Origin of the sequence: Pseudomonas azotoformans, from assembly GCF_001579805.1 — a bacterium.
Classification (GTDB): Bacteria; Pseudomonadota; Gammaproteobacteria; order Pseudomonadales; family Pseudomonadaceae; genus Aquipseudomonas; species Aquipseudomonas azotoformans_A.
The window spans coordinates 1,296,991-1,311,074 of record NZ_CP014546.1; the positions used below are offsets into that span (position 1 = coordinate 1,296,991).

General features: G+C 64.7%; 9 protein-coding genes. All 9 read right to left on the minus strand.

Annotated features, from left to right (window positions below):
• Positions 1-24: 24 nt before the first annotated feature.
• From AYR47_RS06195 to tssK, 9 genes are read right to left on the minus strand one after another with little or no spacing between them, the layout of a single operon-like run.
• Positions 25-1,749: a formylglycine-generating enzyme family protein gene (locus tag AYR47_RS06195; protein ID WP_061434605.1), complete on the minus strand. Its 1,725-nt coding sequence runs from the start codon at positions 1,747-1,749 to the stop codon at positions 25-27.
• Positions 1,742-2,926: an ABC transporter permease gene (locus AYR47_RS06200; protein ID WP_061434607.1), complete on the minus strand. Its 1,185-nt coding sequence runs from the start codon at positions 2,924-2,926 to the stop codon at positions 1,742-1,744. The genes AYR47_RS06195 and AYR47_RS06200 overlap by 8 nt, the downstream gene beginning before the upstream one ends.
• The gene (locus tag AYR47_RS06205) at positions 2,926-3,630 is read right to left on the minus strand and encodes an ABC transporter ATP-binding protein (protein WP_061434609.1); all 705 of its coding nucleotides are present in this window, start codon (positions 3,628-3,630) and stop codon (positions 2,926-2,928) included. The genes AYR47_RS06200 and AYR47_RS06205 overlap by 1 nt, the downstream gene beginning before the upstream one ends.
• The gene (locus tag AYR47_RS06210) at positions 3,630-6,590 is read right to left on the minus strand and encodes a serine/threonine-protein kinase (RefSeq protein WP_061434611.1); all 2,961 of its coding nucleotides are present in this window, start codon (positions 6,588-6,590) and stop codon (positions 3,630-3,632) included. The genes AYR47_RS06205 and AYR47_RS06210 overlap by 1 nt, the downstream gene beginning before the upstream one ends.
• Positions 6,587-7,306, minus strand: coding sequence for a PP2C family protein-serine/threonine phosphatase (locus AYR47_RS06215; RefSeq protein WP_028618488.1), 720 nt, complete (start codon positions 7,304-7,306; stop codon positions 6,587-6,589). The genes AYR47_RS06210 and AYR47_RS06215 overlap by 4 nt, the downstream gene beginning before the upstream one ends.
• Positions 7,307-7,960 (minus strand): type VI secretion system-associated protein TagF, encoded by a 654-nt coding sequence (tagF, locus tag AYR47_RS06220; RefSeq protein WP_061434613.1) that lies wholly within the window; start codon positions 7,958-7,960, stop codon positions 7,307-7,309.
• A complete protein-coding gene (gene tssM, locus AYR47_RS06225; protein ID WP_061434615.1) occupies positions 7,957-11,457 on the minus strand; it encodes a type VI secretion system membrane subunit TssM in 3,501 nt (1,166 codons plus the stop codon). Before tssM ends, tagF begins: the two co-directional genes overlap by 4 nt.
• Complete coding sequence (locus AYR47_RS06230; RefSeq protein WP_061434616.1) at positions 11,454-12,743, minus strand: DotU family type VI secretion system protein; 1,290 nt, start codon at positions 12,741-12,743, stop codon at positions 11,454-11,456. The genes tssM and AYR47_RS06230 overlap by 4 nt, the downstream gene beginning before the upstream one ends.
• A 6-nt stretch (positions 12,744-12,749) precedes the next feature.
• Positions 12,750-14,084 carry a type VI secretion system baseplate subunit TssK gene (tssK, locus tag AYR47_RS06235; RefSeq protein ID WP_061434618.1) on the minus strand — a complete coding sequence of 445 codons (1,335 nt, stop codon included), beginning with the start codon at positions 14,082-14,084 and terminating at the stop codon, positions 12,750-12,752.

Genomic DNA, 14,084 nt, shown 5'->3' on the forward strand with positions numbered 1-14,084 from the left:
CCAAGCTCGCCATACAGCCAGCGCTCATCGCTGACCGCTCGCTGCGAGCAATTCCTTCAAGATCGTTGCCGGGTCGGCCCGCTGTTGCTTGCGGTAGTTGCCGACATGGCGAACGAACAGTGTTGCGCGCGTCACCAGGCTCTTGCCGAGCACCGGCTTGCGATCCAACTCTTCCTTGATCCGTTGAAACTGCGCCTGGATCACCGCATCGGTGTAACGCGTGCCGGTGGCCAGGTTGTCGATATAGATCGCCACGGCGCCATCGAGGGCGCTGCGACCATTGGCAATCGCCATGTCGAACAGCTGCGCGCTGGCCTCGTCCTTGTTGTCCAGGGACTGTTGGCGGCTCTTCTGCAGGTTGGCCAGGCGGATGTTGTAGTTGGCGATGGTTTCGGCCACCAACGCGGCCGACTGGATCAGGTTGCCCGCCGCCTCTTCGCGTTGCTGGGCGATCAGCGAGACGTTGCGCTTGAGCTCTTCGTTGACCAGCCCCAACTCGGCTTGCAGCTTGGGGTCGGCGCTGGCGGCGATGATGCTGTCCAGGCGTTTGGTCGGGTCCTGGGCGTCGTCGATGGCATCGGTGAGCGCGGCCAGACGGCCTTCTTTCTGCCACTGGGCGAACAGCTCCTTGTAGCGCGAGCGCGGCGCCGACAATGCGCCAATCGCCACGCGGAATCCGGTGGTCTCGTTGCTTTGCTCGGTACCGTCAGCGGCGAACAGCGGGTACTCGCGGCGCATGCCGGTGAACAGCGTGCCCTCGCCTTCCAGGTAGTTGCCACCCTTGACCACAAAGCCGCCGTAGGTGCCCTGGCGACGCCCGGCGTGCACCAGTTGGAAGGATTCCTGGACCATCTCTGCGGCGTTGCCGATCACGTCGAACAGACCAATCGGGTTGGGCAATTTGGTGCCGATAGGCATCAGGCGCGCGGCCTGGCCGGTGCCGCCGGCGACCTGGTTGAACACGGCGTAATCGCCGAGCGGGCCGTCGCTGTCGCTGCCTTCAGTGCGGCGCGGGAACAGGCGCCCTTCCAGGTCCTGGCGGCTGACGGCATGACCGCCGCGCGCGGCGAACTCCCACTCCACTTCGGTGGGCAGGCGCACAAAACCGAGGCCACCGTCATCCGCCGAAGAACCGCGTCCGCTGACCGGCAGCAACTCACGGTGGTATTTCATCAACCAGGCGCTGTACACCGCCGAGAAACGCTCGGCCTCAAAGCGCGACAGCATTACCTTGGGCAAACGCCCGGCCATGCCGGTGGGCGCGTCGCACGCCGGCGCCGGCTCACCGCTGGCCAGAGACTGCGCCTGGGACATTACCTGGGCGTACTGGCGTGCCGTCACTTCGTACTTGCCGATGAAGTAGAGCATGGGCTTGAGCGGGGTCTTGGCGTCGGTCTTCGGCATCAAGGGCGCGATGACTTTGTTCCAGTCTTTGGGCAGGTCTTTGAGGGTGAACTGGCCATTGATGAAGTCGCGGCGGTAGCCGGAAATGAATGACTGCTGATAGCCCGCCTCGCCTTCGGCAAAGGGGTAGCCGAGGCTGATCTCGCGGTCATCCAGGGTGCCCTGGGCCAGCACGTAGGCGTAGCGGAACACCATGTTGCCTTCGCACGGCAGCGGCAGGCTGACGTCGCCTTCCAGTGGCTTGGGGTTGTCGAGTTTGTCCTGCTTTACTAATAAAGAGTCATCGTCAGCCCAGGCCATGGAGGCCAAGGTCAGCGCCACACAGGCGCCCAGTAACTTATACATCTCTGATTCCTTCAGAAGCCTGGATCCGCGCCACTCGCCAACCACCACAGGCCGCCGCCATGGCGCTGACGCCCATGATTGCAACCAGGGCCAGGCCATAATGACGCGCCAACAGGTGACTGGCGTGTTCGCCCGGCACCTGCACAAATAACCTGTTCAACGCCGCCTCGGCCACGCCATACAGACCGGCACTGAGCACGGCGGCGAAACCTGCGCTGTACAGCGCCTGCACCACCACAAACAGCAACAGCCCACCGGTGGAAAACCCCAACAGGCGCAACACCGACAATTCCCGACGCTTGCGCGCCACGGCGGCCAACGCCCCAGCAAAGATCGCTGCAAACCCTCCCGCCAACGCCAACCCGCAGATCACCCAGAACACGATCGACAGGTTGCGGCTCAACGACTGCACCTGCGCGATGGTCTGCGCCTGGGTCGATACCAGCAGGTTCTGCCCGGCGAAAAACACCCGCAGCGGTTCCACATCGGTGAGGTTGCGCGCATACAGGCGAAATGCTGGGTACACGCGTTGTTCACTCACACCGACCGCTTCACCTTCCCAGCCCAAGGCCGGTACTGCGCGGCCATCACGGTAATCTTCTGCGGCTTCCAGCAATTTCAAATCGGCCAACAATCCGTCACGGGCAAAAGCTTCCAGCGGCAATACCGCCAGCACCTGCAAGCGCGTGCGCTGGGCCTCGAAGCGCCCTGCTACTTGCCGCGCAAAACTGGCTTCCAGCCAATCCCCCGGCCGCGCCGCCAGCTTCTCGGCGGCGGTGTGGCTCAACACGACCTGGTCCAGGCCCTTGGGCACCGGCAGACCCGCCAGCAAGGGATCACCCCAAGCGGTCGGCAGCATTTCCAGGGCCAAGGCGCCCACCTGCGCGGTCGCCGCAATTTGTCGCGTGCGCGGCAGTGCAAACGCCACATCGCTGCGCTGGCCGAGTTGCTCGATAAAGGCGCTGCTGAATCGACCACCGCCCAACGGAATAATTTCACGGGTGGCGGGGTCGGTCTGCAAACGTTCGGTCAAACTGCTAACCAGTCCAAATTTCAGGCCGAATAACACCAGCAACGGTGCAATGACCGCGACCAGCGCCAGCACCGAACACGCCGACAGCCAGGCATCGTTGCGATAGTCCTGCCAGGCCAGCGACGCCACCAGACCTATGCGCATCAGCACACCTCCCCGAGGGTCGCGGTGACGCCACCGTCGGTGTCGCGACGGCAACTGATGCGCCGCACCTGCAAGCCGCTGGCGCGGGCCAGGGGCTCGTCATGGGTGGCGATCACACAGGCGGCACGGTGTTCGCGCGCCTGGGCCAGCAGCGCCTGCATCACGCGCTCGGCGTTCAAGGGGTCGAGGGACGCCGTCGGTTCATCCGCCAGCACCAGTTGCGGCGCATGAGCCAGGGCGCGGGCACAGCTGACACGCTGGCGTTGACCCACCGAGAGCGCCGACGGCTTCTTGGCCAACTGGTCGCTGATCTCCAATTGCTCGGCCAGACGCGCCACGCTGCCGTCGTCCTTCAAGCCCAACAGTTGCCGGGACAGGGCGATATTCCCGCGTACATCGAGAAACCCCAGCAAGCCGCCGGTTTGCAGCACGTAACCCAGGTGCTGGCTACGCAGCGCAGCCAGCGTGGATTGCTGATCACCGCGCCACAATCCGGCAATGTCCTGCTGATGAAATTCAAACTGCCCGACCTGATCCGGCGCCAATACCAGCGCCAGCAGATCCAGCAAGGTGCTCTTGCCGCAACCGCTGGGCCCGACAATCGCCAGTTGCTCGCCCGCACGCAACGCCAGCGCCGGAATCACCAGGCTGTAGCGCTGGCTGCCGATACCCCGGCTCTTGTGCACCGCGTTCAAATTCAGCATTACGGCAGGGTCGACAACGGCACGCGGTACAACGCATCGCCCGGCTCGGCATCGCCGAAACGGACCCAGTTGGCCAGGTCATTGTGGAAGGTTTCGTAGAGGCGGATCTTCGAGTCCAGCTCGTCGATGAAGTCTTCCTGCTCGGCCACGCTCAACGACAACCATAGGTCCTGGGTCATGTTCAGCGACTTGCTGCGGTACGGTAGGCCTTCCAGGTATTCGCCGAGGATGCCGCCGTCGGCCAGGTTGCCGCCCTTGCGCAGGGCCTGTGGGTCGCGGCTCATGTAGGCGGAGGCGCTGGCGATTTCCTGGAAGAAGTCTTTCGGTGAGGTCTGGGTCTTGCGCGCCGCGTCGACGATCAGTTTCAGCGACTGCTGCAGGTCATTGAGCTGCAACTTGGTCAGCATCACGCACACCTGGAACGCCGGCAGCGCCGGGTTGGTCAGGTCGCGGTCGGCGGTCCAGGCGCTGACCAGTTGCGGCGCCTGGCTCGCGGTTTTACGGCCGAGGAAATCCATGTGCATGGCATAACCGACGGCGGCGGACTTATCCGCCAGACTCGGCGCGCTGTTCAGCAACGGCACCGGCTGTGGCGTGTTGCTGCGCACTTGATGCACGAGGTTGGCGAACACCGTACCGATCTCATCCACACGCTCTCCGAGTTTGCGCACATCGCCACCGGGCACCGCCGTGTACAGGTCGCCGATCTGCGGGTTGGCATCAGCGGTGAGGATGCGGTACTGGCTCTCGGCACCGGCATGGGTTTTCTTACCGGCGTCGGTGCGCAGGTGCAGGGCGTAGATCTTGATCTGCTTGCCCAGCGCAGCCTGGCGCACCTCGGCTTCGTTCATCTGGGTGGCGGCGAACGGATCGTTCTTGCGCAGCGCGCCGGCATCGGTGACCAGCAGGATGATGCGCCCGCCATAGCCCGACCAATCCATGCCGTCCACCGCCTGCATCACCCCGGCAAACGCATCTTCGTTGAACGAATGGCTGGACACGGTGGACGCCTTGACCTGCCGTGCCATGTCGAGAAAACGTTGCGGGTCGCGGCCCTGGTCGAGGGTGATCAGGGTCTTGGCGACGTATTCCAGGCCAGGGGTTTTCTTGATGCTGCTGCGAAAGCCCACCATGCCGAAGCTCACGCTGTCCAACTCGCCGCGTTCGCCGATGCGGGTTTGCAGTTCGTGCACCACGTCGCGGATCTGGTCGATATAGGGCTGCATGGAAACGGTGGTATCGACCACCAGCACAACCGCCGTGCGGAAGGCGTCGGCATTGGCCTTGATCACCGGCGTCGAGGGCTTGGCGGCCGCGCTGCTGCCGGGGTCGATGGAGGCCACATTGAGCAACTGCACCGGCTGGCCGTTTTCGTCGAAGGTCTCTTTGGAATCGAAGATCGGCAGCAGGTAGAACTGATTCTGCGGCACCGCACTGGCGGTTGGTTCCAGGGCCAGGATCTGGCTGTTGTCTTCACTGTTTTTCTGCGCCTTGGCCAGTACGCCTTTGGCGGCGGTCGGGTCAGCCAGCAGTTTTTCCACTTCAGCGGATTGGCGCAGGAACATCACCGGCGCCCGACCCGAACGCTCGGTGAACTTCAAGACCAGGCTCTGCTTCCAGTCGCTGACCTGGGACGCAGGCAACCAACCATCACTGCGGCCATCGGTGGCGGCGCCGACGCGCACCCAGGGGCTGCCGTCAACGTCTTTGCGCTGGTAGACGTAGAGCACGGAAAACGCCGGCAAGGCCTTGCCCGGCGCACTGCCGGCGTCGGTTGAAAGCTTGGCGCCGGGTTTGCTGAGGACGCGCTGGAACAGGGTTTTCTTGCCTGCCATCAGCAACGGACGCTGGCCGCCATCCACTTCTGCCACAGACGGCGCCACTGGCGGCACAACCACCGCAGCCGGGGGTTTGACCACAGGTTCATCGCTGCCGCTCAACCACCAATAACTCGCACCACCAATCGCCAACGCAACCGCCACCGCAACCGCGGCCAGTGCCAACACCGGCCCACGGCGCTGCTCGCTGTGCTGGGTCGGCGGCACCACCGGTTGGCGCACCGGCTGGGGTTTCTCGGTGGGGATCTCGATGGATTCCGGAGTGATACCCGCCAGATCAAAATTCATCGGGATCGGCAACGGGCGCACCAAGGTGGCCTCTGGCGATTCCGACGGCAGGTTATCCAACGCCCGCAACAACGCCGCCGCATCCGCGAAACGCTCCGCCGGATCCTTGGCCAACAGCTTGCGCAGCACCTCCTGATACCGGCCGTGGTGCACCGGCAATTCGGGCAATGGTTCAGTCAGGTGCGCGAGCGCCGTGGAGAGCGCATCGGTGCCGGTATAAGGCAGCTTGCCGACGAGAATCTCGTACAGCACCACGCCCAGCGCATACAGGTCGGCGCGACCATCAATTTCCTGGCCCCGCGCCTGCTCCGGGCTCATGTAGCTCGGCGTGCCTACGGCAAACCCGGCCTGGGTGAACTGGGTGCGGTCGTCCAGGGACTTGGCGATACCGAAGTCCGACAGCACCGCCGTGCCGTCGGCGCGGAACAGAATGTTCGCCGGTTTCACATCGCGGTGCACCAGGCCCTGGGCATGGGCATAGCCCAGCGCCGAGGCGATCTGGCGGATCAGCGTCACGCCCTGCTCCGGCGTCATGCCGGCGGCGATGCGCTCCTTGAGCGTGCCGTTGGGCAGGTATTCCATGGCCATGTAATACAGCTCACCGACATTGCCGATGTCATGGATGGTCACCGTGTGCGGGTGCGACAAGCGCGCCAGGGTCTTGCCCTCGCGCAGGAAGCGTTCGCAGAAGCTCGGGTCAGCCGCCAATGCCGCCGCCATCACCTTCAACGCCACCTTGCGCTCCAGGGAGCGCTGGGTCGCCAGGTACACGCTGGCCATGGCGCCTTCGCCGATCTCGCCTTCGATGTCATAACCGGGAATGACGATGTTCATGCCGATACCTTCACGACGATGGCAGTGATGTTGTCCGGCGCACCCCGGTTGAGCCCCAGGTGCACCAGGCTGCGCACGATTTCATCCGGCGTGTCGTGGCCGAGGACTTCGCGGATCTCATGGTCTTCGACGGTCTTGTTCAGGCCATCGCTGCACAGCAGATAGCTGTCACCGGGGGCGATCAGCAGGTCGACCACCGCCAGTTCCAGGTGCGCCTCCACGCCAATCGCACGGGTGACGATATTTGCGCGTGGATGGGTGCGGGCGTCGGCTTCGCTGAGCAGACCGCTGTCTTGCAGGTCTTGCACGTAGCTGTGGTCACGGGAGATGCCTTCGAGCACTCCGTCGCGCAGGCGGTACAAGCGGCTGTCGCCAGCCCACAGGCAAACGCCACGCAAGCCACGGGCGGCCAACAGCACCACGGTACTGCCCATCATGGTCACGCCACGGTGGGCGGTTTCTTCGCGCACGGCGGCGTTGATGCGCAGCAGGTCGTTGCGCAGCGCCGCCGTGTACTCATCCAGAGAACGGCCCACCGGCACGCTGCGCAGGCTGTCGACGATCAGGCTGCTCACATAGTCCCCCGCCGCATGCCCGCCCATGCCGTCGGCCACCACCCACAGGCGGTTTTCCGGCAGGTCCAGGCAGGCGTCTTCGTTGACCTGGCGAACCATGCCCACGTGGCTTTTGCTCGCGGATTTGTACGTCGACCCCATCTACACCACACCTTCTTGTCCGAGCAAAAACTGCGCAAAATCGCCGGCGGCAGGCAGGCCCTGACACCGCAACAAACCAGGGGAAATCGTCTGCGAGCCACGGCCCCACCATAGGCTCGCGCCTTCGCAGGCCTGTTCAGCCAGTGCGTTGATGCGCCCGTGAGGCACGGTGGCGGCCACCCGTTGCAGGCCGGCGAAACGGCCACCCACCGCGCGCGGCTCGCCCGCCGGAAAGCCCAGGCTGTCGAGGCCGTCATTAAAACTTTCGAAGGTGGCACCGGCATCCAGGGTGCTGAGCAGCAACGCTTCGGCCTGCTCGAACCAGGTGTCCGGCCCGCCGACCAGGGACGCAGGATTGGTGTCGTGATCGAGCAAGGTCACCACCGCCAGAGGGAAGTAGCGCCCGACCCGGTCGATGCTCGGCATCACCACACCCGCCGCCGCGTCCGGCCCGCACACACCCGGCGCCAGCACAAAGCGCCACAACGGGCTGACCAGGTAGGTGTTGAGCCAGTCGCCGCCGAGGCTGTTCTGACTGGCAAGCAGACCCGCCGCCAACCAGCTGTCCCACGGACCTATGAAACTCTGGGGCAAGGCGCGGCTGACGAAGTCGCCACGGCTGGCCAACTTGCCGTAGAAACCCAAGGTCGTCATAGCCGCTCCGGCAGGCTGAAACCACTGAGTACGCGGCTCTTGAACGGGTTGAACGCGCTGTTGGCGCGCAACTCGTAGGCGATGCTCGCACCGTCCACGCGCAGGCGCAGGTTGAAACGGTCCGGCGAGTTTCCGGCGGTGAGGTCCGACTGCTCCAGCAGGCGGAACCACGCCCACGGCCCGTCCAATGTCACGCCGGAACGGCCACTGGCGGCGGGCGGCATGATGGAGAGACGCACCACGCCAATGCTGCCGGGGTTTGGCCATTGCATCGCCACCGGGCGGCTTGGGCCGTGGTCGTAGCTCAGTTGCTGACCGTCCAGGTCCAGCAGGAACTGGGTGATGGTCGGGTCCATCGACACCGGTTTGAGTTCGAAACGCACGATAGGCTGAGTGCCCCCGGCTCTAAAGAACGCGTCACGAATAGCCGCCGCGCGCTGGAAGGTTTGCAGCACACCCGGCGCAATCCCCAGCTTCTGCGCCGCGCCCGGCTGCCAGCGCCAGGTCTGCGCGGAGGTGTCTACGTAAGGCTGCAGGTACTTGCGGAAGTAGTTGTCCATCACCCCGCCCACGCCGAAGAACTGGCCGAAGTCATCCAGGGTCGCGTCCCGCGCACTGCCCGGCGACATCGGGTAGCGGCCCGCCAGGGACTGGCGATACACGTTGACCACTTCGCTGGCCCAGGCCGCGTTCAGTTGATTGCGCACCCCGCCCATCATGCTGTTGGTGGTGGAATTGACCACCGACTTGACCATGCCCTGTACCAACGGTGGCTGGCGCTCGGCATTCAGGCTGACACGCGTGGCCGCAGCCGCCGCCTGGTTCTTCGCCTCGCCGAGCAAGGCATCACCGCTGGCGCCAACCATGGCGCTGACCTGCACATACAGCGCGTTCATGTCGGTGAGCAGGCCATCGATGGCCGCCGGTTCGCCTTCGTTCTTGCTGACGATGCGGTTGAGTTCGGCAAAGTGTGCGGTCACCGGATCATCCGCCGCAGCAGGTGCATTGGCGGTCGGTTGTTCCTGGCCGAGCAGGCTGCCCAGGCGCTCCTTGAGCTTGTCGACGCCACCTTCTACCGGTACGCCTTTGGCGGCCAGTTGGCGCTCTTCGGCTTGCAGGTCGGTTTCCTCGGCGACCGCCACCAGCAGTTTTTTCAGCGGAGAAGTCGGGCCGGATATCACCCGCAACACGTCGGCCGCCTGGGCCACGCTGGTGATCGGCACAAAGTCGATGTCCGCCAGCAAGGCGTCCCACTGACGCTGGTAATCCTGGAAATACAGGCGGCGTACGTCGGCGGCCAGGCTCACCACATTCTGCTGGTCGGCCTGTTCATGGCCCAGCACCCATTGCTCTTCGGCCAGGGTGCCGGTCTGGTTCAGGCTGCTCAGCAAAAAGGCTTGGCGATAACCCTTGGCGGTGAAGAACCCACTCAACGGCTCGCCCAGCGGCTTGCCACTTTTGCGGCTGAACACCAGCGCCGCATCACGGCCGGCGGCTTCGTTGAGGCGAAAATCCGGGATGCCTTCAGGCAGTTTCTGGCGCTTGACCCGGTCATACACGCGCTGGGCCACCGGCAGCTGTTGCAGCTGACGACGCAAGTCGTCGATCAGTCGTGGATCCAGGCGCGCATTGGGCGGATGGCGTTCGAACAACGACTGCAAGTGCCCGGCCAGTGCCTGGCGTTGATCGGCCGGCAGGTCGCGCGGCAGGTTGCGGTCCCAGTCGAGGGCGATCCAGGCCTTGATGAAGTCCGGGTCGTAATGCTCGGCATCGGCGAGCATCAGGTAGGCCTTGAGGCCTTCGTAGAGGAAGTCGGAATTGCCGCCGCCGTGCAGTTGCTCTTCGATGCGCGTCACCAGGCGTGGCGCGAACACGGCGATCAACAGCTTGCGGTAGACACTGGCGGACTCGGCTTCAAGCATGTCGCCCTGGTACAGACCCAGGCCTTCGGACCAGCTCGGCGAGTCGCCGGCCAGGTTCTTCACCGCGTTGAGCAATGGCAATACCGCGAGGATGTCACGCTGCGCCGGGCTCAGGTTCTGCACGGTCTGGCCCAGCGGCGCGACCTTCTGATCGACCTGGGCGATATACGCCTGGTTGGCGCGGTAACTCACCCACCACAAACCGCTGACCACCACGACAGTCGCCACGGTGGCGGCCAGCACGCCGCGTGCAATCCACTTGCGTCGGCGCTCGACCTTGGGGTTCACCCCAACCAAGCCGCGCTCGGCAAACGCCACGGAGGTGAAGAGTTTTTCGATGAAGTAACTGCGGCCCGTGCCGCTCTGGCGCGCCAGGTGCTGGCGGTCGAGGTTCATGCTCTGGGCCATCGCGCCGATCAGGCGGTCGATCGGGCTGCCTTCCTGGGTGCCGCTGGTGAAATACACACCGCGCAGCAGCACGCGTTCTTCAAAGGCATTGGGCTTGAACACACCTTCGAGGAAGCTTTGCAGGCAATCCTTCAATGCGCCGAACTGCTGCGGGAAGCCGTAGATCAGGTCGCGGCGTGCCGGGTCGCGCTCCTGTTGCAGGCGTTCGACCAGACGTTCGTTGAGGCGCTGTTCCAGCCCGGCGAATTCGCTTTGCAGGTGCGCCAACGGGCTGTCACTGTTTTTGCCGTCGTCCAGGGCAAAGGTCATGCCCCACACCTGGGCACGCTCTTCTTTGCTCAGGTTGTCGAAGAACTCCATGAAGCCCGGCACCAAATCGAGCTTGGTCAGCATCAGGTAGATCGGGAAACGCACGCCCAGTTGGGTGTACAGCTCCTGGATCCGCAAGCGGATGGCGGCGGCGTGGGCAGCGCGCTCAGCGTCGGTGCCGAGCAACAGGTCCGACAGGCTGATGGCGATGAAGGCACCGTCGATAGGCCGGCGCGAGCGCTGCTTTTTCAGCAGGTCGAGGAAGCCCAGCCAGGCGGCTTTATCCACCGTGGAGTTGCTGTCCTGGGTGGTGTAGCGGCCGGCGGTGTCGAGCAACACGGCTTGATCGGTAAACCACCAATCGCAGTTGCGCGTACCGCCAACACCCCGCACGGCACCCGCGCCCAACTGCGCGGCCAACGGGAAATGCAGGCCGGAGTTGACCAGCGCCGTGGTCTTGCCCGAACCCGGTGGGCCGATGATCACGTACCACGGCAACTCGTAGAGGTTGCGACGTTCGTCACCGCCCAGCTTGGCCTTTTTCAGCAGCACCAGGGCCTCGTCCATGCGCTGGCGCAGGGTGGTGAGTTCTTCGGCGGTGGCGACGCTGTTCGGGTCTGCCGGGGTTTCGGCGGCCAGGCTGCGCATCACTTCGGCGGCCTGGCGCCGCGCCTGGATGATGCGGAACACGCGGTAGGCGATCCACACCGCGAACACCAGGATAATCAGCGCCCAGCGGCGACCTTCCGGCACCAGCACGTCGAGCAACGGCCCGACAAACCAGATGATCAGGCTCAGGGCGATCAGGCCTAGCACGGGGATCACCCAGCGAATCATGAAACTGAAAAACGCCTTCACTCGACGCCCTCCGCCAATACGGTGATTTCAACCCGACGATTGCGGGCGCGGCCTTCTGCGGTGGCGTTGGTCGCCACCGGCTCGGTGTCGCTGCGCCCTTCTGCGCTGAAGCGCTCCGCCTGACCGGTCTTGGCCGCGAGGATGTCCAGCACCGACTTGGCCCGCGCTTCCGACAGCGCCCAGTTGGACGGGAAACGCAGCGTGGCAATCGGGCGGTTGTCACTGTGCCCGGTCACGCGCACCTGGCCTTTGACTCTGCGGATGGCGTCGGCGATGCGCAGCATCAGCGGTTGGTAGTCATCGACGATGCTGGAGCTGGCGGACGCAAACAGCTCGTCGCCACGGATGGTCACCACCGAACGGTCGACCGCATCTTCCACGGCAACGCGCCCGGCCTTGATGTCTTCCACCAGGAAACCGGCCAGGCGTGGACGCTCGATGACTTTGGGTTGTGCCACCGGGCGGTCGATGGCCTGCACCGGAATTTCGCCCAACGCGTGAATGTTCTTGAACACCGGTTCGGCATCCGACGCCAGCTTCATGCGCAAACCAAACAGCAGCGCCAACAGCAACGCCAGGCCGATGGCCACGGCGATCCACGGCGGCATGAATTGCGCCAGGCGATCCCGCGCCACGGTCACGCCGCGCCAGTGTGGCGACAGTTCACGTTCGTGTTCGCCCCGGGCGCTGCGAATGGCGGCGGCCGTGCGCTCGCGCAGGGTTTCCAACTGGCTGCGACCGTCATTCATCACGCGATAGCGGCCTTCGAAACCCAGGCACATGCACAGGTACAACAGCTCCAGCAGGTACAGGCGTTCCCGTGGGCTTTGCAGGCAGTGGTCGAGCAACTGGAAGACCTTTTCGCCGCCCCAGGCTTCGTTGTGCACGGTGATCAACAGGCTCTGTTTGCCCCAGTCACTGGTGCTGCCCCAAGGCGTACTCAACACCGCTTCATCCAGCGCAGTGCACAGCGCATAACGCGCCAGCAGTACTTCGTTGCGGGCGATACCGGCCGCTTCGGCGCGCTCTTCGAACTGGCGCAGATAGGCCAGCAACTGCGCGCGCAGGCTGGCCGGCGCCGGGTGGGCGATGGTGTTGCGCAGCCGCGTCAGCAGGGCCAACAACGGGCCGGCGGCGCTTTCCAGCGGGTTGAGGCCCTGGCTCTTGCCGGTGAGCATCGGCGCGGCTGGCATGGCCAGCGGCGAAGGTTCGGCACGCACAGGTTCCGGCGCCCGGCCACCCGGACGCGGCATGAACTGGGTGCGGTCATCATCATTGGGATGCATCGCGGATTATCCTCGGATCGCCCAGAAGGCCAGGTTCAAGCCCGGGAACTGCCCGGCGATGTGGAAGGCAAAGCCGCCGGAATTGCCCAGCTGTTGCCAGGCCTCGCTGCCGCGATCCAGCTCGTAGTAGGTGGAACCTGCGTGGTACGGCAATTGGCGCGGCGCCACGGGCAGAGGCAACAGGGTGATGCCCGGCAGTTGCAGGTTGACCAGGTCGCGGATGTGTTCCACCGAACCGACTTTGCTCTGCTGGCCGAAGCGCGCGCGCAGGGTTTCGCCGGGAACATCGGCACGCACCACGAGGATGAAGCTGGCGTTGTCGAGCAGGGTCTTGTCGGCCAGCATCGCCACGTGGACGCCGTAGGCTTTCTCGACAATCGGAATCGGCGTGGCCTTGCTGTCGATCAACATCGACAGCGCTTCACGCAGGGCGGCCATCACCGGGGCAAAGCTCAGGGCCTGGTCGTCGTGCTGGTACTGCGGGTATTCCTGGGGACGGCGGCCTGAGGTCGAGAAGGTCGAGAACTCGCCGGCCAGACTGACCAATTCACTGAAGAAGCGCTCCGGGTGCAGTGGACTCAACTGGCTCAAATGCTGGATCAGCGGTTGGGCGCGGTTGACCAGTTGCAGCAGCATGAAATCGGCAATCTCCGACGCGCCACCGGCGCCCGAAGCGACCACACGCCCCGCCAGGGCTTCGCCGCGCTGATGGAGCAGGCCAAGCAGCTCGCTGCGAAATGCCGTCAGCGGTTTGCTCGCCGCCACGTCCAGCACGGGCGGGATGTAGGTGTCGTCGATGACCAGCGCGCGGTCGGCGCGTTTTTCCTTGATGCGCACCAGGCCAATAGCGGCGTAATCGCTGATGCCATCCTGGGCGGTGAGCAGGCGCAGGGCGCGGGCGCCCACGGCCACCGGGGCGCGGTTTTCGAAGGGTGCGTTGTCGTCACGCACCTCGCGAACCTGGCTCACATAACGCGCCGCCTCCAGGGCTTCGCCTTCCTCCACGGTATCGCGGGCGCCGGCACGCTTGAGCGGCAGCGCCAGGTACACCAGACCGTCGCGCAGGTTGTCATCGATGTTCAGCGGGCTCGGCGCCAGGTCGTCCTGGGGAATGTTGAACGGCGTACCGTCGGGCAACAGGCCACGCGCCGAGACAATCGCCAGCTTGCCCTGGGCCAACAGGCCCTGGTCGATCAGCAGCTCGGAAAAGCCCCAGGCCCCGGCAGACAACGGGCGGCTGCGGGCGTCGATCAGGTTTTCCAGGTAACGGTCATGCTGCTGGAAGTGCTGCGTTCCGATGAACATGCCTTCCGACCAGACCACGCGATTGTTCCAGGACAT

Excerpts from the sequence above, each read along its gene's own strand:
- AYR47_RS06215 (WP_028618488.1), bottom strand. The coding sequence starts at position 7,306 with ATGGGGTCGACGTACAAATCCGCGAGCAAAAGCCACGTGGGCATGGTT.
- AYR47_RS06230 (WP_061434616.1), bottom strand. The coding sequence starts at position 12,743 with ATGCATCCCAATGATGATGACCGCACCCAGTTCATGCCGCGTCCGGGT.
- AYR47_RS06210 (WP_061434611.1), bottom strand. The coding sequence starts at position 6,590 with ATGAACATCGTCATTCCCGGTTATGACATCGAAGGCGAGATCGGCGAA.
- AYR47_RS06205 (WP_061434609.1), bottom strand. The coding sequence starts at position 3,630 with ATGCTGAATTTGAACGCGGTGCACAAGAGCCGGGGTATCGGCAGCCAG.
- tssK (WP_061434618.1), bottom strand. The coding sequence starts at position 14,084 with ATGTCCTGGAACAATCGCGTGGTCTGGTCGGAAGGCATGTTCATCGGA.
- AYR47_RS06195 (WP_061434605.1), bottom strand. The coding sequence starts at position 1,749 with ATGTATAAGTTACTGGGCGCCTGTGTGGCGCTGACCTTGGCCTCCATG.
- AYR47_RS06200 (WP_061434607.1), bottom strand. The coding sequence starts at position 2,926 with ATGCGCATAGGTCTGGTGGCGTCGCTGGCCTGGCAGGACTATCGCAAC.
- tagF (WP_061434613.1), bottom strand. The coding sequence starts at position 7,960 with ATGACGACCTTGGGTTTCTACGGCAAGTTGGCCAGCCGTGGCGACTTC.